This window comes from uncultured Sphingomonas sp. (genome assembly GCF_964243315.1).
In the GTDB taxonomy this organism is placed as follows: Bacteria; Pseudomonadota; Alphaproteobacteria; order Sphingomonadales; family Sphingomonadaceae; genus Sphingomonas.
This window is the reverse complement of the sequence record NZ_CAXTEM010000004.1, coordinates 37,180-56,437: the sequence shown is the minus strand read 5'-3', so window position 1 is coordinate 56,437 and position 19,258 is coordinate 37,180. Positions and strand designations below refer to the sequence as shown.

14 protein-coding genes are annotated in these 19,258 nt (G+C 68.3%); 1 reads left to right on the top strand and 13 read right to left on the bottom strand.

What is annotated here, in order from left to right; all coding sequences use genetic code 11:
- Positions 1-155 precede the first annotated feature (155 nt).
- Genes ACFE77_RS02475 through ACFE77_RS02465 form a run of 3 tightly spaced genes read right to left on the bottom strand, consistent with a single transcriptional unit; the run spans position 156 to position 3,275 of the window.
- Positions 156-1,232, bottom strand: coding sequence for a sugar phosphate isomerase/epimerase family protein (locus ACFE77_RS02475; RefSeq protein ID WP_375420042.1), 1,077 nt, complete (start codon positions 1,230-1,232; stop codon positions 156-158).
- Positions 1,205-2,350: a Gfo/Idh/MocA family protein gene (locus tag ACFE77_RS02470; RefSeq protein ID WP_375420041.1), complete on the bottom strand. Its 1,146-nt coding sequence runs from the start codon at positions 2,348-2,350 to the stop codon at positions 1,205-1,207. The genes ACFE77_RS02475 and ACFE77_RS02470 overlap by 28 nt, the downstream gene beginning before the upstream one ends.
- Positions 2,351-2,354: 4 nt before the next feature.
- Positions 2,355-3,275, bottom strand: a complete 921-nt coding sequence (locus ACFE77_RS02465; RefSeq protein WP_375420040.1) for a sugar phosphate isomerase/epimerase family protein — start codon at positions 3,273-3,275, stop codon at positions 2,355-2,357.
- 204 nt (positions 3,276-3,479) lie between these two features.
- Between ACFE77_RS02465 and ACFE77_RS02460 the strand changes: the two genes are divergently transcribed.
- Positions 3,480-4,520, top strand: a complete 1,041-nt coding sequence (locus ACFE77_RS02460; protein WP_375420039.1) for a PAS domain-containing protein — start codon at positions 3,480-3,482, stop codon at positions 4,518-4,520.
- Positions 4,521-4,528: 8 nt separating this feature from the next.
- Here the strand turns inward: ACFE77_RS02460 and ACFE77_RS02455 are convergent, their stop codons facing one another.
- From ACFE77_RS02455 to ACFE77_RS02410, 10 genes are all read right to left on the bottom strand, one after another.
- Positions 4,529-4,750: a hypothetical protein gene (locus ACFE77_RS02455; protein ID WP_375420038.1), complete on the bottom strand. Its 222-nt coding sequence runs from the start codon at positions 4,748-4,750 to the stop codon at positions 4,529-4,531.
- Positions 4,747-5,973: a dicarboxylate/amino acid:cation symporter gene (locus ACFE77_RS02450; protein ID WP_375420037.1), complete on the bottom strand. Its 1,227-nt coding sequence runs from the start codon at positions 5,971-5,973 to the stop codon at positions 4,747-4,749. Before ACFE77_RS02450 ends, ACFE77_RS02455 begins: the two co-directional genes overlap by 4 nt.
- On the bottom strand, positions 5,970-6,767 hold the full coding sequence (locus tag ACFE77_RS02445) for a cyanophycinase (protein ID WP_375420036.1): 798 nt from the start codon (positions 6,765-6,767) through the stop codon (positions 5,970-5,972). The genes ACFE77_RS02450 and ACFE77_RS02445 overlap by 4 nt, the downstream gene beginning before the upstream one ends.
- Positions 6,760-7,641, bottom strand: a complete 882-nt coding sequence (locus ACFE77_RS02440; RefSeq protein ID WP_375420035.1) for an isoaspartyl peptidase/L-asparaginase family protein — start codon at positions 7,639-7,641, stop codon at positions 6,760-6,762. Before ACFE77_RS02440 ends, ACFE77_RS02445 begins: the two co-directional genes overlap by 8 nt.
- Positions 7,634-10,387 (bottom strand): cyanophycin synthetase, encoded by a 2,754-nt coding sequence (gene cphA, locus ACFE77_RS02435; protein WP_375420034.1) that lies wholly within the window; start codon positions 10,385-10,387, stop codon positions 7,634-7,636. Before cphA ends, ACFE77_RS02440 begins: the two co-directional genes overlap by 8 nt.
- A complete protein-coding gene (locus tag ACFE77_RS02430; RefSeq protein ID WP_375420033.1) occupies positions 10,384-11,394 on the bottom strand; it encodes a methyltransferase in 1,011 nt (336 codons plus the stop codon). The genes cphA and ACFE77_RS02430 overlap by 4 nt, the downstream gene beginning before the upstream one ends.
- A 302-nt stretch (positions 11,395-11,696) precedes the next feature.
- On the bottom strand, positions 11,697-13,025 hold the full coding sequence (locus ACFE77_RS02425) for an MFS transporter (RefSeq protein WP_375420032.1): 1,329 nt from the start codon (positions 13,023-13,025) through the stop codon (positions 11,697-11,699).
- Positions 13,022-14,785: an alpha-amylase family glycosyl hydrolase gene (locus ACFE77_RS02420; protein ID WP_375420031.1), complete on the bottom strand. Its 1,764-nt coding sequence runs from the start codon at positions 14,783-14,785 to the stop codon at positions 13,022-13,024. Before ACFE77_RS02420 ends, ACFE77_RS02425 begins: the two co-directional genes overlap by 4 nt.
- A complete protein-coding gene (locus tag ACFE77_RS02415) occupies positions 14,782-16,563 on the bottom strand; it encodes an alpha-glucosidase (protein WP_375420030.1) in 1,782 nt (593 codons plus the stop codon). Before ACFE77_RS02415 ends, ACFE77_RS02420 begins: the two co-directional genes overlap by 4 nt.
- Complete coding sequence (locus ACFE77_RS02410) at positions 16,563-19,082, bottom strand: TonB-dependent receptor domain-containing protein (protein ID WP_375420029.1); 2,520 nt, start codon at positions 19,080-19,082, stop codon at positions 16,563-16,565. The genes ACFE77_RS02415 and ACFE77_RS02410 overlap by 1 nt, the downstream gene beginning before the upstream one ends.
- Between the last annotated feature and the right edge of the window lie 176 nt (positions 19,083-19,258).

Below are 19,258 nucleotides of genomic sequence, written 5' to 3'. Positions count from 1 at the left end.
TACGGGTAGCGTCCAATCAACCATTCCGTCATTCCCGCGAAGGCGGGAATCCAGACTGGCTATCGTTTGCGAATTACTCGCGACGCTCGCCAGTATGGATTCCCGCCTTCGCGGGAATGACGAGTGGGTTTGTCGAGGCCCTGCCTCCAGACATGTCAGCCAGCATCCAGGCCGAGAATGCGCCGGTTGCGCGCCGCATCGGGCGCGGCGCCCGCGAAATCGTCGAAGGCGTGTTCGGCACGGCGGATCATGTGCGCGGCAATGAACGGCGCGCCTTCTGCGGCGCCTTGCTCGGGATGCTTCAGGAAGCATTCCCATTCGAGCACCGCCCAGCCCTCATAGCCGTGCTGCGTCAGCCGCGAGAAGATTCCGCCGAAATCGACCTGCCCGTCGCCGAGGGAGCGGAACCGGCCCGGCCGGTCGCCCCAATCCGCATAGCCGCCATAGACCCCGGCACGACCCGACGGCACGAACTCGGCATCCTTCACATGGAACATGCGGATCCGCTCGTGATAGATGTCGATGAACTGCAGGTAATCGAGCTGTTGCAAGACGAAATGGCTGGGATCGTAGAGGATGTTGGCGCGCGGGTGATTGTCCACCGCCGCCAGGAAACGCTCCCAGCTGATCCCGTCGTGCAGATCCTCGCCCGGGTGGATCTCATAGGCGAGATCGATCCCCTCCGCATCGAACGCGTCGAGCAACGGCCGCCAGCGCCGTGCCAGCTCCGCGAAACCTTCCTCGACCAGCCCCGCCGGCCGCTGCGGCCACGGATACATGGTGTGCCACAACAGCGCCCCGGAGAAGGTCGCGTGCGCGTCCAGCCCCAGCCGCCGGCTCGCAACCGCGGCATGGCGCAGCTGCTGGCACGCCCAGTCGGTGCGGTCGGCGGGGCGGCCATGGACCTCGGCCGGCGCGAACGAATCGAACAGCGCGTCATAGGCGGGGTGAACCGCGACCAGCTGCCCCTGCAGATGCGTCGACAGCTCGGTGATCGCGACGCCCGCTTCGGCACACACGCCAGCGATCTCGTCGCAATAATCCTGGCTCTCCGCCGCCTTGGCGAGGTCAATCAGCCGGCTGTCCCACGTCGGAATCTGCACCCCGACATAGCCGAGGTCGCCCGCCCAGCGCGCCATCGCGCCGAGGCTGTTGAACGGCGCCGCGTCGCCCGCGAACTGCGCCAGGAATATCGCCGGTCCCTTCACGTACCCTCCTCCAGATCGGTCCATTGCCCGTCTTGCGCGCTGCTGCGGTGCGCCGCGACGATGAAGCGCATCGATCGCCTCCCTGCTTCCAGGCTCGCATAGCAGGGCGCGTCGGGCGCCTGCCCGCGCACCGCCAGCGCAAAATCATGATAGATGTTGGCGAACGCCTCGAGATAGCCCTCGGGATGACCCGACGGCGTCCGCGTCACCCGCATCGCCTCCGCGCCCAGATAGCCGCGGTCGACGCCGGGGGTCCAGATCTCCTCGGGCCCGCCGCGCCGCGCGACGCGCAGCACGTTGGGGTTCTCCTGCGCCCAGTGGACGCCCGCCTCTTCGCACCACACCGAGATCGCGAGCCCGTTGGCGTCGCCGCTGCACACCTGGCTCGCCACCAGCGTCCCGCGCCCGCCGCCCGACAACCGGAACATCGCCGCGCCATCGTCGTCGAGCATGCGACCTGGCAGCGTCGCGCGCAGCTCCGCCGCGATCCGCTCCATCGCCTCGCCGGTGATCGTCTCGACCAGGTTGAAGGCGTGGGTGCCGATGTCGCCGAATGCCCCCGCCAGCCCCGACCGTGCCGGATCGATCCGCCATTCCGCCTGCTTGCCGACCGCATCCTCCGCGCGCGCCAGCCACCCTTGGGTATAGCGCACCGCGACTCGCCGCACCGCGCCGAGCCCACCGCCCGCGACCAGTGCGCGCGCCTGCCGGACCATCGGATAGGCGGCGTAGGTATGCGTCACCCCGACCAGCCCGCCGGTCCGCGCCGCCGCATCGACGAAGGCGGTCGCCGCCTCCATCGTGTCGGTCAGCGGCTTGTCGGTCAGCACCGGAAACCCCGCCTCCAGCGCGGCGATCGCGACCGGGGCGTGGAGGTGGTTGGGGGTGACGATCGCGACGAACTCGGCACCCTCGTCCGGGCCCAGCGCACGCTCGCCGTCGATCAGCGCCTGCCAGCTCGCATAGCTGCGCTCGGGCGCCACGCCCAACGCTGCGCCCGAGCGTGCCGCACGATCGGCATCGCTGGAGAAAGCCCCGGCGACCAGCCGGCAATTGCCCGCGATCGCGGCGGCGGTGCGGTGGACCGGGCCGATGAACGCACCCTCGCCGCCGCCGACCATGGCGTACCGAACCGGCGTCACCGGGTCAGCCCTTCAGCGTCTGCAGATAGGCGAAGCTCTTCGCCAGCCCTTCCAGCGCCGGTCGCGCGAACGGCGGTTCCTGTTCGACGAACCACGCCTGGATGTTGGCGCGGTCCGCCGCCGCGAACACCGGCTTCCAGTCGATCACGCCCGCCCCGACGGGCGTGCTCGCGACGTCCGGTGAGATCTGGTTCAGCCCCGGCGCCTTGGCCGAGATGTCCTTCACGTGGAGCAATTCGATGCGGTCGCGATGATGATCGATCGTCTGCGCTGGGCTATGCCCCGCCGCCGCGACCCAGCCGAGATCGAGCTCGAAGGTCACCAGCGCAGGGTCGGTCAGGCGCACCAGTTCGTGGAACGCGTTCTTGCCCTCGTAATCGAGCATCTCGGCAGCGTGATTGTGATAGCCGAAGCGCATGCCCATCGCCTTGGCGGACTTGCCGATCCGGTTCATCGCGTCGGCATTGCGGCGCCAGTCGGCAAGCGTCATCGCCTCGGCCAGACCGAGGTTCCACGATTTGGCCGGGTCCTGCGGCTTGGTGAGCGCCGGTGAGGACGCGACGAAATACCGCACCCCGACATCGCGCGCCTGGGCGAGCTTGGATTCATGCTCATCGATCAGATCGCGCATCGAGAAATGGCACGACACGCACTCGAGCCCCGCGGCGGCGATGCCCTTGCGGAAATCGGCGGGGGTCCGCCCGACCCAGCCTGCAGCCTCGACCCGCTGGTAGCCGATCCGCTTCAGCGCGCGCAGCGTGCCGTCGAAGTCGCGTGCGAGCTCGTCCTTCACGGTCCACAGCTGGAGCCCGGGAGCGATCTTGAGGGTAGATCCAGCACCGGCGGCGAGCGCCGGCCGCGACATCAACGCCGCCACTCCCAACCCGCCGGCCCCAAGCATCGCACGGCGACTTACTTCGATCATCGATCTCTCCTGGTGCGTGGCCCCGGTCGTTGTCCGCCCATCGCCACAATCTCGATTGCACGCGCACCTTCGCCGCGCGGGCGCTCACTTGCAAGCGCGCATCGGCGCCGGCGCGGCCTGATCACGGCGGATCGCGTCGAAATTCGGTGAACCGGATCACTACAGCGGCGTTGGCATCATCTAACATAGGTTCGGATTGCCGGCTTGATCGACCAACAGACAGATGCCGCCTTTCTCGGCGATGCTCCCGCAGCGGCGGACCGGAGCGCCCTCCCCGATCGTCGCGAACTCGCGCTGGTGGCGGTGGAGCGGACCCGCATGCCGATGGTGGTGAGCGACCCCACCCTGCCCGATGCACCGATCGTGCTGGCGAACCAGGCGTTCCTCGATCTCACCGGCTACGGATCGGACGAGGTCATCGGCCGCAACTGCCGCTTCCTCCAAGGCCCCGACACCGACCCGGCCGACGTGCGGGCGATCCGCGATGGTCTGGCCGGCGGCGACGATCATCTGTCGGTCGAACTCCTCAATTACCGCAAGGACGGCAGCGCGTTCTGGAACCAGCTGGTGATCAGCCCGGTCTATGACGATGACGGCAGCCTGATCTACTATTTCGCGTCGCAAAAGGACGTCACCGCCCGCCGCCGCGCGGAGGAGCTGGAGGCGAGCGAGCGGTTGCTGCTGCTGGAGGTGGATCACCGCGCGATGAACGCGCTCGCGCTGGTCCAGAGCATCGTCCGGCTAAGCCGCGCCGATACGATCGACGATTATTCGTCGCTGGTGCTCGGCCGCGTGGATGCGCTGGCGCGCGCGCACCGCCTGCTCGCGGCATCGGGTTGGAAGGGCGAGGATCTCGCGCGATTGATCCAGGCCGAGACCCCCGCGCTGGGCCGGGTTCGCGCCAACGGCCCCGCGCTGTCGGTGCCGGCAGCGATGGTCCAGCCGCTGGTGCTGATCCTGCACGAGATGATGGCGAATGCGTGCCGCCACGGTGCGCTGGCGACGCCGCACGGCGCGCTCGCAATAGACTGGCGGGTGGAGGCGGACCGGCTGGTGCTCGACTGGATCGAGACCGGCGGGCCGGCCACGGTCGCACCGACCCGCAACGGCTTCGGCCTGTCGATGATCCGCGGGATCGCCGAACGCCAGCTCGGCGGTAGCGTCACGCTCGATTGGCGCGATACCGGTCTGCACGCGCGGCTGACGCTCCCCTGCACACCGCGGAGCGCCAAGCCGGCGGGCTGACCCCTCCGTCAGTCGTGGTCCTTGCCGTCCGCGCGCCCGGTGGCTTCGGCGAAGGCGGTGCCGGAGGTTTCCTGCACGACGATCTCGCCGTTGGCGGTGTCGGTCGGGTGGCGCAGCGCGGGATCGTCGACATGCTGATCCGCGCTATGCTCGCCGCGCATGCCCTCCTTGCCGGGCTTTGCCTTGTCGTCGTCGTCGGCGGTGCCGTAGATGCGTGGTTTCTCGGTCATACGGGTTCTCCGTTCGGGTCGCCCCGGTCACGCCCGACGATCCGCGCGATCGCCAGGTCCCAGGTGACGTTGCCGACGGTCCGAAACAGGTCGGGTAGCGTCTCGATCGCCAGCAGCAGCGGCAACAGAACGACCGGCACCCCCATGACGATGCATACCGGCGCGATAATCGCGAAGAACGACACCTGGGCCGGCAGACCGACCGCGGCGATGCTCACTACCGCAGCGATCGCTGCGCCTGCGATCAGCGATCCGATGCCGACCGAGACGCCGTGGACATGCGCCAGATACACCGCCACAGCGACGTTCGCCCCGGCGCTGGTCGCGCGGAACAACGACACCGCGAGCGGCAGCACCACTCCCGCCGCACCTCGATCGATGCCGAGCGCCGCGGACGCGCCGACCATCGCCGGCAGCGAGGCGAGCGAGCTCTGCGTGCTGAGCGCGATCGCCTGCGACGGCAGCGCCGCCCGCGCGAACCCGATCGGCGTCATTCGCCCCGCGACCGCCACCACGACATAGGCGAGCAGCAACGTCGCGAGCGCCGCCACCACCACGATCCCGACATAATGCGCGAGCACCCCGGCGCCCCCCGCCCCGGTCCTGATCCCGACGCCCAGCGCCAGCGCGAACACCCCGATCGGCGCGACGACCAGCACCCAATGCACGATCTGCAACATGGTCTTGGCGATCGCGTCGAACACCCGGGCAAGGCTTGCGCGCAGATCGGGTTCGATCCGGCTCGCCGCGAACCCGAAGATCAGCGCGAAGAACACCAGCGGCACCATCGCGGTTTCGGCTGCGGCGCGCACCGGGTTCATCGGCGCGATCGCCGCCAGCCAGTTCTGCGCCTGCGGCACCAGCGCGTCGTGGCTACCCGGCCGCAACGCCGACGCAGCCTGCGGCACCGGCGAGATCAGCAGCGCGCCGGAGGTCACCGCCGCGCACAGCAGCGACGTCGTGAGCAGCATCGCCGCGAACCACAGCAGCGCCCGCAACGCGACCACTCCGCCCGACGCATGAGCGACCGCGGCGATCACACCGGTGACCAGCAGCGCGAAGACCAAGGGCACTACGGTCATCGTCAGCGCATCGAGCCACAATTGGCCGATCGGCGCGGCGACCGCTGCCGCGGGTCCGGCGACACCGGTCCCCGCAATCGCGGTGCCGATCGCCCAGCCGAGGACCAGCGCGGTGAGGATCGCGATCGAGAGGCGGCTCACGCCGCGGCTGCTCTTGGATCGACGATCCGACCGGCGAGATCGAACACGTTGCCCTCGCTCAACAGGTGCAGCCGGACGTCGCGGATCGACAGCGTGCCCGACGCCCCCCGATCCGGCAGGCTCGCGCCGCTCGCATCGACGATCGTCACCGCGCCGTCGCCGATCACGGAGAAGCCGCCATCTTCGACGACGATCGCGGTGTCCTCGTCGATCCCGATCCCGATCGCCTCGGGATGCGCCGCGACCGCACCAAGCAATCGGCCGATGCGGCCCCGCTCGGCGAAATGCTGGTCGATGATCACGCCCTGGATCAGCCCCAATCCCTCGGTCATCCGCAGATCGCCGATGCGGTGCGATTGTTCGCTCGCACCCCCGACCATCATCGTCGTCCCCATCATCGATGCACCTGCCGACGTACCGGCGATCACCCCGCCCCGCGCGCGCAGCCGGCGCAACTGCTGCTCCACCGGCGTGCCGCGGATCATGTCGGCGATCCGCTGCTGGTCGCCGCCGCTGAAGAACACGCCCGTGGCGCCCTCGATCAGCACGCCCTGTGCCGGATCGAACGCATCGTCGCGGCTGTCGAGGTAGAGCTCGACCAGATCGGTCACGCCGAGCGGCGCCATCGCCTCGCGATAGGCATCGAAATAGCCTTCGGGCTTGCGGCTGGCGACGGTCGCGATCACCAGCCGCCCGCCCGCCACGCGGCGCGCCACCTCGGCGAGGATCGCGCGGTCGCCTTCCTTGTCCTCATGCCCGCCGATGATGATCAGGGGGCCATTGGTGTCAGTCATCGTTCAACAGGTCCTTCAACTCGTCATAATGGATCCCCGCACGCGGTTCGATCCTGGCGCCGGCGAAGCCCAGCGCAAAATGGCTGCTGTTGTGCGCGATCCCCGGGCGTCCGTCGCGATCGATCACGATCGCCCCCGCCTCGCCGCCGACACGGCGCAGATGATCGAGCGCCGATCGCGCCGCCGCGCTGGCCGGTCGATCGCCGAGCGCGCTCATCACCCGCGCGGCCAGCATCGTCCGCATGATGCTCTCGCCGTCGCCCGACAACGACACTGCGCCGAGCAGATCGTCGGCGTACAGCCCGCAGCCCGGCAGCGGCGAGTCCCCGACCCGGCCCGTCTCGGTGCCCGCCAGTCCACCGGTCGAGGTTCCCGCCGCGAACCGCCCGTTCGCATCGCGCACGACGCACCCGACGGTATCGTGGCCGCTGTCCTGCGCCGGCAGTGCCGCCCAGCCGGGCTCGAGCAGCGCGATGCCCTGTCCCGCGGCGAAGCGTTCCGCCCCCGGCCCGACCAGCAGCGTCGGTCCGGCGCGGAGCACCGCGTGCGCCGCCTCGATCGGATTGCGCACGCGCCGCACCGCCGCGACCGCGCCGAGGTCGAGAGTCGCACCGTCCATCAACGCCGCGTCCATCTCCTGCTCGCCCTCGGCGTTGGCGACCGAACCGCGCCCGGCGTTGAAGGTCGGATCGTCTTCGAGGGTGCGGATCGCGGCGACGGCGGCATCGACCGCGCTGCCGCCGTCGCGCAGCACCGCCGCGCCCGCGATCGTCGCGGCGAGGCAGCCCGCCCGGTTCGCCGTCGCCCGGTCCGGCGCGATCGGTTTCGCACCGCCATGGACGATCAGCGACCAGCCCGCACCGCGTTCAGGCATCGAGCGCCGCCGGCATGCGTGACGTGACCTGCGCCCGGTCGTGGATCGGACGATAATCGACCACGCGGTTCCAGATCCCCTCGACGTCGGTCGGCATCAGCACCACCAGGTCGCCGGGCGCCGCCGCGGCGAGGCACGCATCGGTCGCGGCCTCCTCGTTCTTCAGCCGGTGCAGCCGATCGATCGGCAACCCCGCCGCCATCGCGCCTTCGGACATCAGCGCGTTGATCGACCCCGCCGGACGGCCGCGACCATCGGGTGCCTCGCGGAACATCACCTCGTCGAAGATGCTCGCGGCGAGGCGCCCCATCTCCTTCAGATCGTCGTCACGCCGGTCGCCCGGGATCGACACCATCCCGTACACCCGCCCGTGATGCGGGCGCATCGCGTCGATCAGTCGCCCGAGTGCGGTGATCGCGGCAGGATTGTGCGCATAATCGACGATGACGCGGAAACCGTGGTCGTCATGGATGTTGAGGCGCCCCGGGCTGTCCGCGAAGGAGGTGGTGAAGGCGCGCAGCCCCTGCCGGATCACGTCCGCCGCGACGCCGTGCGCGATGCACATCGCGGCCGCGGCGAGCGCGTTCTGGATATTGAACTCGGCGGTGCCGTCCAGAGTGGCGGGAATGTCCGCCGCTGCGATCAGCTCGGTCCGCTCACCGTCCCGGTGCACGACCAGCATGCCGCCGCGTTCTCCCGCCTCGCGCACCACCGCGACGCCGCCCGCGTCGACATGCGCGCGCAACCGCGGGCCCAGCCCCTTGGCGGAGAACCACACCACCCGCCCGCGCGTCCGCCGTGCCATCGCCACCGTCATCGGATCGTCCGCGTTGAGCACGCAATGCCCGCGCCGCGCGACGCTGCGCGCGACTACCGCCTTCACCCGCGCAAGGTCCTCCAGCGTGTCGATGCCCTTCAGTCCGAGGTGATCAGCGGTGACGTTCAGCACCGCGCCGACATCGCATGCCGGGAAGCCGAGCCCCTCGCGCAGGATACCGCCCCGCGCAGTCTCCAGCACCGCGACATCCACGACCGGGTTCCGCAGCACCGCCCGTGCGCTTTTCGGCCCGCTGCTGTCGGCGGCAACAAGCAGATTGTCGTCGACATAGATGCCGGAGGTCGAGGTCATGCCGACGGTGAGCCCGCCCTCGCGCAGGATCCGCGCGACCATCCGCGCAGTGGTCGACTTGCCGTTGGTGCCGGTGATCGCGAAGATCGGTATGCGGCTGCGGGTGCCGCGCGGGAACAGCATGTCGATCACCGGGGTGGCGACGTCGCGCGGCGTCCCTTCGGACGGCTCGAGATGCATCCGGAAGCCCGGCGCGGCGTTGATCTCGACGATGCCGCCGCCGGTCTCGCGCGCCGGCCGCGCGATGTCGGTGGTGAGGAAATCGATCCCCGCGACATCGAGACCGATTACCGCCGCCGCCTGCTCCGCGATCGCGACGGTCTCGGGGTGGATCTCGTCGGTCCGATCGATTGCGGTGCCCCCGGTCGATAGGTTTGCTGTGCCGCGTAAGATCACTTCCGCGCCCGCGGGCGGCACCGTGGCGAGCGTCTGCCCCCGCGCCTCCAGCAACGCGCGCATGGCCGCGTCGGGAACGATCCGGGTGAGCACCGCTTCATGACCGACGCCGCGCCGCGGGTCCTGGTTGGCGAGCGCGATCAGTTCGTCGATGCTGTGGATGCCGTCGCCGAACACCCGCGCCGGAACGCGCTCGGCGACCGCGACGACCTTCCCGCCGACGACGAGGATGCGGTGATCGCGCCCCGGCAGCTCGCGCTCGACGATGACGCGCCGGCCATGCTGCACCGCCAGCGCAAAGCCTTGTTCGACCCCCGCCGCATCGACGATCCCGGTGGTAACGCCGCGCCCGTGATTGCCGTCGAGCGGCTTGGTGACGACCGGCCAGCCGAGCCGTCGCGCCTCACGCACCGCCTCCTCGACGCTGCCGACCAGCGCCCCGCGCGGCACCGGCAGGCCCGCTTCGGCGAGCAGCGCCTTCGCCGCATTCTTGTTGCCCGCGAGTTCGGCACCGATGAGCGACGTACCGCCGGTGACGCTCGCGCGGATCCGGCGCTGCCGCCGACCGTGACCGAGCTGGATCAGGCTCGCGGTATTGAGGCGCGTCACCGGGATCCCCCGTCGCAACGCCGCATCGACCAGCGACCGGGTGGTCGGCCCGAGCGCGCTCGCCTTAGCCAGCGCGCGGAGCGTCGCCACCACCGGGGCGAGATCGAGCGGATCGTCCGCGACGATGACCTTCAACAGCGACAGCCCGGCGACCCGGCAGCGATCGGGCGGCAGCAGTGCCGCGACCAGCGCGATCGCATGCGCTCCCGCGGCGAGCCCGACCGCCTCGTCCAGATAAGCGTAAAGGATGTTGTACACCCCCGGCCGCCCGCGCACTGACCGGGTCTTGCCGCGGGTGACCGCATGGCCCGCGAGGTTCTGCAGCTCCAGCGCGACATGTTCGATGACATGGCCGAGCCAGGTGCCCTCGCGCAGCCGCCGTTCGAAGCCGCCCGCCTGCCGACAACTGCACCCGTGCGCCGTAAGCCCGGGCAGGACCGTCAGCAACCGATCCACGAAGCCCGGCAACCGGTCGCTCGGCGACTCTTCGAGCGCGCCGAGATCGACCTGGATGCGGATCATCGGCCGCGCACCGAACAGGTTCGGCCCGCGGTAGATGCTGCGTTCCGTTACCCGAAGCCCCGTGATCTCCGCCGCGCCGGCGTTCTTCAAGGGATCGGATCCGCCATCGGCTGCGCCACGCCGGCCGGACGCGTCAGGCACAAGCCCACCGCGGCGATGCGATCGACCTCGGCATAGGCGGGTTGATCCAGCTCGTCTCCGAAGATGTCCGGGTCGAGCTCGTGATAATCAAACCCCCAGCCGCCCTCGGGCAGCGCCGCGCGGAGTGGCCCGACCAGCACGTCGGTGCGGTCGACGATCGACACCCCGGTATGCAGCACCAGCCGCCCGCCGGGACGCAACTTCGCCATGCCCGAGACGACCCAGTCGAGCGACAGCTTGGCCCCGTACAGGTCGCCGCCGTCACGATAGGCGCGGCGATCGGGGTCCATCATGAACGGCGGGTGGGTGACGATCACGTCGAAGCTGCCGGGCACCTCGTCGGGCGTGGTCGCCTCGACCACCTGATGCTCGACCTCGGCGAACTCGGCATTGATCGACGACAGGAACAACGCATGCGGATTGATGTCCGCGAGCGTCAGCCGGGTGCCCGGCGCAAGCCGCGCCGCGGTGATCCCGCCGACGCCGGCGCCCGCGCCATAATCCATGATCCGCTCGCCACGCCCGACCCGCGCCTTCGCCGCGATCAGGTCCGCGAACCGGTAGCTGTCGGGGCCGAGGAATACCGACAGCATGTCCGTCGTCGGATAGGCCGAGTGCAGGAACAGCGTACCGCGCACCGAAGAAACCCGCACGGTAGCGGCGAACAAGCCGTCCTCGCGCCCGCGAACGACACCTGCCTCTTCCATTAGTGCGAAAACCGCCGCGGGCAGACAATCGGGCGCGAACGGCAGGCTCCAGCCCAACACGTCGAAGATCGACCGCGCACGCTGCCGATCGGGCCGCGCGACCACGCGCGCATGGGTCGCAGGGGTCGGCGTGACGAAGGAATAATCTAGATCGCGCAACGTACCGAGCAGCCGCAGCAGCGCCGCGCGCTTACCGGCGGCAACGCTGGAGCCCGATTCCGGCGCCTTTACAGCCGCTTCTCCGGTCACTGTAACGATCCTGTTAGCATAGGTTAAAAGCCTGTTTTCCCGTCATTTTCATGCAATGACGCCCTAACCCGCAACTGCGCAGGTCGGTTCCGGCGAGGGTGCGATGGTTAGCGAAGGTCGCGTTGGCGCTCGACGCAACCCAACTTGGTGCTCCCTCGCTTCTGAGCTGCAGGCGGATCGACAGGAGGATCCTGCTCGTGCTCCCGCGAAGGCGGGAGCCCAGTACTGGGTCGCCGCCTTCGCGGGGACACATAGACCGTAGCTAGATCGGGTTGGATCCTACCCCGACCCAGCCGTCGGCGTCAGCGAGCCACGCTCGGCAGCGGCCGGCGCACCAGCAAGGTCGCCGCCGCCGCGACCAGCATGAAGGCTCCGGCCAGGTACAGGATGTTGCGCGCGTCGCCGCCCAGCCACGCGCGGTAGAACAGCGGCACCGTCACGCTCTGGATCAGCATCGGCACGACGATGAACATGTTGAAGATGCCCATGTAGATGCCGGTCCGCGCCGGCGGGATCGCGTCGGTCAGCATGACATAGGGGTTGCCCATCATGCTCGCCCAGCCCACCTCGATGCCGAGCATCGGCGCGAACAGCCATGCCTTGTCCGTCATCCCCGGAATCGCCAGCATCGCCGCGCCCGACGCGACCAGGCACAGGGCGTGGACGTTGCGCGCGCCGAACCGCTTGGTGACCGGCACCAGCGCGAACGCCGCGACGAAGGCGATAAAATTGTAGAAGCCGCCCAATTGACCGGTGGTCAGCGCGGCGTCGCGGAAACCGGCCGTGGCCGCGTCGCTGGTGCCGTTGAGCGATCGGGCGACCGCGAAGGTGATGTACTGCCAGTAACAGAACATCGCATACCATTGGAACAGCATCGCCAGCGCCAGTTGCCGCATCGGCACCGGCATCTCGACGATCGCATCGCGCACGTCGCGCAGCGCGCCGGCGAACGACAGCGGCACCGCGGTCATCTCGGCGCGCTCGGCTGGGGTCAGCGGCAGTTCGGGGACGCGCAGGATCGACCACAGGATCGTCGACAGCGACAGCACCGCGCCGATGACGAACGCGACCCGCGTGATGTGCGGGATGTTGTTCCCGTCGACCGCGTTCGCATCCATGCCCCAGAACACCAGGATCGACGGCGCGAGATAGGACAGCGTCTGCGCTAGGCCGGTGAACGCGCTCTGCGTCAGGAAGCCCAATGGACGCTGCGCCTCGCTCAGCCGGTCGCCGACATAGGCGCGGTACGGCTCCATCGTGATGTTGTTCGCGGCATCGAGCACCCACAACAGGCTGGCGGCCACCCACAAGGCGCGGCTGTACGGCATCGCGAACAGGCACAGGCTGCACAGGATCGCGCCGATCAGGAAATAGGGCGTGCGCCGGCCCCAGCGGCTGGCGGTGCGGTCGCTCAGCGCGCCGACCAGCGGCTGGACGATCAGCCCGGTCATCGGCCCCGCCAGCCACAGCAGCGGCAGCGTCGCCTCGTCGGCGCCGAGATAGCTGTAGATCGGCCCCATGTTGCTTTGCTGCAAACCGAAGCTAAATTGCAGCCCCAGGAAGCCGATGTTCATCTGGATGATCCGCCCCAGCGACAGCCGGGGCTTCGTGCCCGTGGCGGCGGCGGTCATCGCGCTGCGCACCACAGCACGCCGAGCGGCGGCACGATCGCGCGGGTCGTAGCCGTCGCGTCGCTCAGCCGATCGGCCCAGGCGAAGGGCATGTCGACCTCCGCATCACGGTCCGCGAAGTTGATGAGGACGATGTCCTTGCCCGCCTCCAGCCCGAGCACGGCGTCGTCATGCGTCGCCCAGATCGCGCTCGGCCCGCTGCCGCCGCCCGCGACGCGCGCGCGCAACAACGCGGCGAGATCGGCGTGGACTTGGGCCGCGGCGTCATCGGCCCCGCGGTCCCAGTCCATCGCCGGACGGTGCAGCCAGCGGCCTTCGTGCGCGCGCAACGGGTCTTGGCGGAACCGGTAGTCGTTCAACATCGCCGCTTCGTCCCCCATATAGATCGTCGGCAGGCCGCCGCTGGCGATCATTAGCGCATTGAGCAGCCTGATGCGCGCGATCGCTTTCGTCGCCGCCGCTTCGTCGAACGCGCTTTCCAGCCCGGCGAGCGACGCCATCGTGCCGTTGGTGCCGTGCAGCCCGCCGCCCTCCGCCTGGAACGACTCGCCGCGCCCAAAGCCGCCGCCTTCCAACACTGCCGCCACCGCTTTCAGGCGGCGTTCGGGATCGGCCTCGAACGCTGTCAGATCGCCGAGCAGCGCGCCCCAGCCGATATCGTCGTGGCACCGCGCATAGGTCAGCCAGTTGGCGGCGGCGGGCAGCCGCACGGTTTCCGCCTGGATCGCGCGCGGCACCTGGGCGCTTTGTTCGACCAGCGCGGTCCAGCCCGCCACCATCAGCGAATTATTGTAGAGCAGGTGGCATTCGGGTCCGTCAGCGGTGCCGAAATACGGGATCACGTCGCGCGTCGGCACGATCGCCTCGCCCTTCAGCAGCACCCCGGGCGCGACGATGTCGATCGCGGCGCGAAGCGCGCGGACGATCGCGTGGACTTGGCGGCGGTTGCGGCTGTCGGTGCCCGCCTGCTTCCACAGGAAGGCGATCGAATCGAGCCGGAACGCCTCGACGCCGTGGTTGGCGAGCCGCAGCATCATATCGAGCATCGCCGCGAACAGCCGCGGATTGGCCCAGTTCAGATCCCATTGGAACGGGTAGAAGGTCGTCCACACCCAGCCCATGTCCGGCACGTGCGTGAAATTGCCCGGTGCGGTGACGGGAAAGACCTGGCCCAACTCGGTCTCGCGTGCGGCGACCTCGGCCGCGTCGTCCAGCACGATGTAGAAATCGCGATAGAGCGGGTCGCCGGCACGCGCGCGCCGCGCCCATTCATGGTCGTCGGCGGTGTGGTTGAGCGCGAAATCGACGCACAGGCTGATCCCAGCCCCGCGCAGCCGTGCAGTCAGAGCTTCGAGATCGGGGATCGTGCCGAGTCGTGGCTCCACCGCCAGGTAATCGGCGACCGCGAAGCCGCCGTCGCTATCCCCGCCACGCGCCTTCAGCAGCGCGAGCAGATGGAGATAGCGGACGCCGAGATCCTCCAGATAGCCGATCCGATCGCCGACCCCGGCGAGCGTGCCGCCGAACCGGTCGACATAGGCCGAATAGCCGAGCATCTCGGGCGCGCGGAACCACGCCGGATCGGCTTCGCGCGCGGCGTCCAGCGCGGCGAGCGGCGCGGGGCGATCGATCGCGCGCGCCTTCAGGCTGGCCGTCACTTCTGCGACGAAATCGTCGTGGCCGGGCAGGTCGCCGTAGAGCGCGTCGAGTTCCCGCGTCAGGCGTAAGCCGTGACGATCCCAGCGTTCGGCGAAGCTCACAGCCGGTACAATCGCGCTTCCCACGGGCTTAGTGCCAGAGCGCCGCCCTTGGAGGGAGCAGCATCAAAATTGCCGAGCACCAGCGCGCCGGGGCGCTGGCCCGCGGGCAGCGTCCACGACACTGCCTCACCCGACATGTTCAGCACGACGAGATACCCCTTCGCGCCAATCGTGCGGCGGTAGGCGAAGACCTTGGGATGGCCGGGGTCCAGATCGGCATAGTCGCCGTAGATCAGCGGCAAATTGCCCTTCCGGTACGCCAGCATCCGGCGGTAGAAGGCGAGGATCGAGCGCGGGTCCTTCTCCTCGGCCGCGACGTTGATCGCGCTATGGTTGGGATTGACCGGCAGCCAGGTCTTCGCCGCGCTGCTGAACCCCGCCTGCGGCCCCGCGGTCCATTGCATCGGGGTGCGCGCATTGTCGCGGCCGGTGCGTTTCAGGGCAGCGAGATACTCGGCGGCGGGCACCTTGCCGGTCAGCACCTGCGCCGCGTAATTGCCCTTCACCTCGACATCGTCGAACTGGTCGATCGCGGTGAAGGGATACTTGGTCATCCCGATCTCGTCGCCCTGGTACAGGAACGGCGTACCCTTCTGGGTGAGCAACAGCATCGCGAGCAGCTTGGCCGACGGCACGCGGTGCTGCGCGCTCGCGTCGCCGAACGCGTTGACGATGCGCGGATTGTCGTGGTTCGACAGGAACACGGTGTTCCACAGATGGCGGTCGGTGACGCCGCCGGCGCGGTCCCAGAGCGGCTTCCACTCAGCCAATGTCCACGGATTCTGGCGCCAGTTGTCGCGGCCGATCCGCGAGACGTCGAACTGGAAGATCAGGTTCAGCTCACCCCGGCGATCGTCGATCAGCAGCGGCGCGCGCGACAGCGGCGTGCCCGCCGCCTCGCCGACCGTCACCACGTCGTACTTCGCCATCACCTCGCGGTTCATCTCCTGGATATATTCGTGGAGATGCGGGCCGGATGCATAGAGTTCGTCCGGCGCGCGCAGCTGTTCGGGGGTCAGGTCGGGCAGCCCCGGCTGTTTGGAGATGAACGGGATCACGTCCATCCGGAACCCGTCGACGCCCTTGTCGAGCCAGAAGCGCATCAGCGCATAGACTTCCTCGCGCAGCCTGGGATTATCCCAGTTGAGGTCGGGCTGTTTCTTCGCGAACAGGTGCAGATACCAGTCGCCGTCCGGCCCGTCCTGCGTCCAGGCCGATCCGCCGAAGAACGAGCGCATGTTGTTGGGCGGGCCGCCGTCCTTGCCCGGTTTCCAGATGTAATAGTCGCGGTAAGGATTGGTGCGGCTCTTGCGGCTTTCCTGGAACCAGCGATGCTCGTCGCTGCTGTGGTTGACCACCAGGTCGAGGATCAGCCGCATCCCCCGCGCCTTGATCCCCGCGAGCATCGCATCGAAATCGGCCATCGTGCCGAATTGCGCCATGACCGCGCGATAATCGCTGATGTCATAGCCGTTGTCGGCGTTGGGCGACTGGAAATGCGGGCTCAGCCAGATGACGTCGATGCCGAGCGCCTTCAGATAATCGAGCCGCCGCGTGATCCCCGGCAGGTCGCCGACCCCATCGCCATTCGTGTCCTGGAACGAGCGCGGGTAGATCTGGTAGAACACGCCCTCCTTCCACCATTTGCGGCGATAGCCGTTGGCGGCAGGCGCCGCATCGTCGCGGAACATCGCCAGGCTGCGGCTGGCGGGCAGCACCGCGGCGAGCGAGGCCGCGGCACCGATCGCGCCGCGGCGGGTGACGCCTGCATCGTGCATCAGAAGTTCAGCCGCGCAGTGGCGCTGATCGTGCGGCCGTTGATCGAGCGCGCGCGGACGAAGTTGGTGACGCCGCTGGTGATCGATCCTTCTTCCTCTTCGGTCAGCCCGAAGGTGTTGAACAGATTGTTCGCGTTGACCGACAGCGCGAGCGACGGCAGCACCCGCGCCTCGATGAAGCCATTCACCACCGTATAGCCCGGCATGATCAGGCCGTTGGTATTGGTCGAATAGCTCTTGGTCGTCCCCACCAGGTTCCCGCCCACCGTAAACCGGTCGTAGGTGTAGCGCGGCGTCACCGCATAGAGGAAGGTCGCCTGGCGCTGCGGACGGTTACCGTTCAGCGCCGGCGCCACGTCGTCGCGCTTGATCTGGGCGTCGGTGAGCGTGCCGGTGGCGTTGATCGAGAAACCGCCGCTGCGATAGCTGCCCTCCAGCTCGATACCCTTCGATTCATAAACGCGGTTGGTGATGAACCGCCCGGCGCGATCGTCGGTGAGGAGCTCGCTGGTGCGCGCATAGAAGCCGGTGGCGAACAGCCCGAAATTGCTGGCGCGATACTTCACGCCGGCTTCCGCCTGCTTCACCGGATTGACGATATCGCCCGGCCTTGCCGAGCCGTCGGGGCGGATGCGGTCGATCAGCAGGCGATCGTTATTGGCGCGCGCACCCTTGCTGTAGCGCGCGAACAACGCGAGGTCGGGCGTCACCAGATAGTTGAGGCCCGCCGAATAGGACCAGTAGCCATAGTCGAAATCGATGACGCGGCGCGTCGCAGCGTCAAAGGCGGTGACGCGGCGTTCGATCGGCGAGATCGTGCCGCTGCTATCGACGTCGAGATTCTGCTGCACGGTGCCGCTGATGAAATAGCCCGTCGTCGAACCCTCGTCGCGGCGGAGGCTGAGATCCACGTTCACCGGCTGGAAATCGGCGACCACCGATCCGAAAAAGGCATCGGTCTGCGTCTCGGTATAGGAGGTGCGGATACAGCAATTGCCGAAGGTCGGCACGCCGTACGCCCATTGCCCGCCTTGCGTCAGCTTGTTGCCCGCGGGATCATAGACGTCGAGGTACGCCGACTTGCCGTCGCCGCGCACGTCCTGAAGATAGCTCGCCCAGGTCCAGGTGGTGCCGACCTCCTGATAGCTGTGATAATAGCCCGCGCTCGCGCTGATCGATCCACCACCGACGTCGAAGGTCTTCGACAGCCGCAGATTGTTCATCCAGTTGTCGAGCGTATCGAGCTTGGTGTTGAAGATGTTGGTCTGCATGGCGAGACCGTTGCCGTTCAGCGCCGCCGGGTTCACCACCTGCCCCGCATTCGGGCCGGTCGCATAACGCAGGCTGTAATTGGTCGCGGTCGGGGTCAGGTTGCCGGTGTCGATATAGGCACCGACCTGGTTGGCGGCGGCCTGAGCCCCGATCACGCTCGACGGGAAGGGCGAGATGAATTCGCCGCCGACATCCGCGATCTTGAACCGGTTCTCCACCACCCAGCCAGGTGAGAATTCATAACTGCCCTCCAGCCCGATCTGCTTGACCACCGGGTGCATGCCTTCGGCCAGATCGTCCTCGGCACGGCGATTGCCGGTGGTCAGCGAGGCGATGTCGCGGGTGAAGGCGCTGTGCGGGGTATCGCGCTTGATGTCGAAGCCGGGGATCGACGCATATTCGGGATCGCTGTTGCTCCCGGTCACCTGCAATGGCATCGGCAGGTAGGAAATCGCGCGGTCGTTCAGGTATTTGAAGTTCGCGCGGACATAGCCGCCGTCGAACGTCTTGGTGATGTTGCCGCGGAACTGCCCGCCCTTTTCCGCGGTATAGCCGGTGCGGCGCGCGCCCTCGCCCCAACGATAGAAGCCGCCGACATGCGCGGTCCAGCCTTCCCCGAAGTTGTGCCCGTAATCGCCGTCGAAGCGGTTGGTGCCGAAATCCAGCCCCTTGGTGAAGGCGAGCGCGCCGCCGGTCTTGGCGCCGGTCTTGCTGATGAAGTTGATGACGCCGCCCGGCGAATTGCTGGCAAGCGTGGAGGCGGAGCCGCCGCGGATGCTCTCGATCGTCGCGACGTTATAATCGGCGCGCAGGAAGATGTCGGCGTTGCCGAAGGCGATGTCGCCATATTCCAGCACCGGCAGGCCGTCTTCCCACAATTGCAGGAACTTGGCGCCGCCCGCCGATATCGGCAGGCCGCGTACCGCGATGTTGGCATTGCCCTCGCCGCCCGAACTTTCCGACCGGACACCGGGGATGCTGCGCAGCAGTTCCGCGGTAGAACGTGGTGCGTTCTCCAGCGCCGCGGTGACATCGAGGCTGCTGACCGAGACGCTGGTGTCGAGCCGGGTCTGGCCACGGCGGGTCGCCGTGACGACGATATCGCCGAGGCCGAGTGCGTCGTCCGATCCCTGAGCCGCGGCGCCGGCCTCCGCAGCCGCCGGATCGGCTTGTTGTGCATGAGCGCCGCTGGCGCCGGCGATCGTTACGAGCGAACTTAGTCCGTAGAGCGCGAATTTGACGGTCATGACGATCCTCCCCTGATGACACTCTCGGGTGCCGTATCATTCGCTCTACGCTCATTGGAAACGTTTGCAAGCGGGATTGTGCAAACGTTTCCAAGGTGTGGCGATTTCATTGCAACGCATCCAAGGGACCAAGAATCTACCAACGTCCGAGTGATGGTTGCACCAACACGCACACG

What these genes read in the sequence shown, in the direction of transcription:
- ACFE77_RS02465 (WP_375420040.1), bottom strand. Translation starts at nt 3,275, where the DNA reads ATGATCGAAGTAAGTCGCCGTGCGATGCTTGGGGCCGGCGGGTTGGGA.
- ACFE77_RS02410 (WP_375420029.1), bottom strand. Translation starts at nt 19,082, where the DNA reads ATGACCGTCAAATTCGCGCTCTACGGACTAAGTTCGCTCGTAACGATC.
- ACFE77_RS02415 (WP_375420030.1), bottom strand. Translation starts at nt 16,563, where the DNA reads ATGCACGATGCAGGCGTCACCCGCCGCGGCGCGATCGGTGCCGCGGCC.
- ACFE77_RS02425 (WP_375420032.1), bottom strand. Translation starts at nt 13,025, where the DNA reads ATGACCGCCGCCGCCACGGGCACGAAGCCCCGGCTGTCGCTGGGGCGG.
- ACFE77_RS02445 (WP_375420036.1), bottom strand. Translation starts at nt 6,767, where the DNA reads ATGACTGACACCAATGGCCCCCTGATCATCATCGGCGGGCATGAGGAC.
- ACFE77_RS02455 (WP_375420038.1), bottom strand. Translation starts at nt 4,750, where the DNA reads ATGACCGAGAAACCACGCATCTACGGCACCGCCGACGACGACGACAAG.
- ACFE77_RS02475 (WP_375420042.1), bottom strand. Translation starts at nt 1,232, where the DNA reads ATGGACCGATCTGGAGGAGGGTACGTGAAGGGACCGGCGATATTCCTG.
- ACFE77_RS02440 (WP_375420035.1), bottom strand. Translation starts at nt 7,641, where the DNA reads ATGCCTGAACGCGGTGCGGGCTGGTCGCTGATCGTCCATGGCGGTGCG.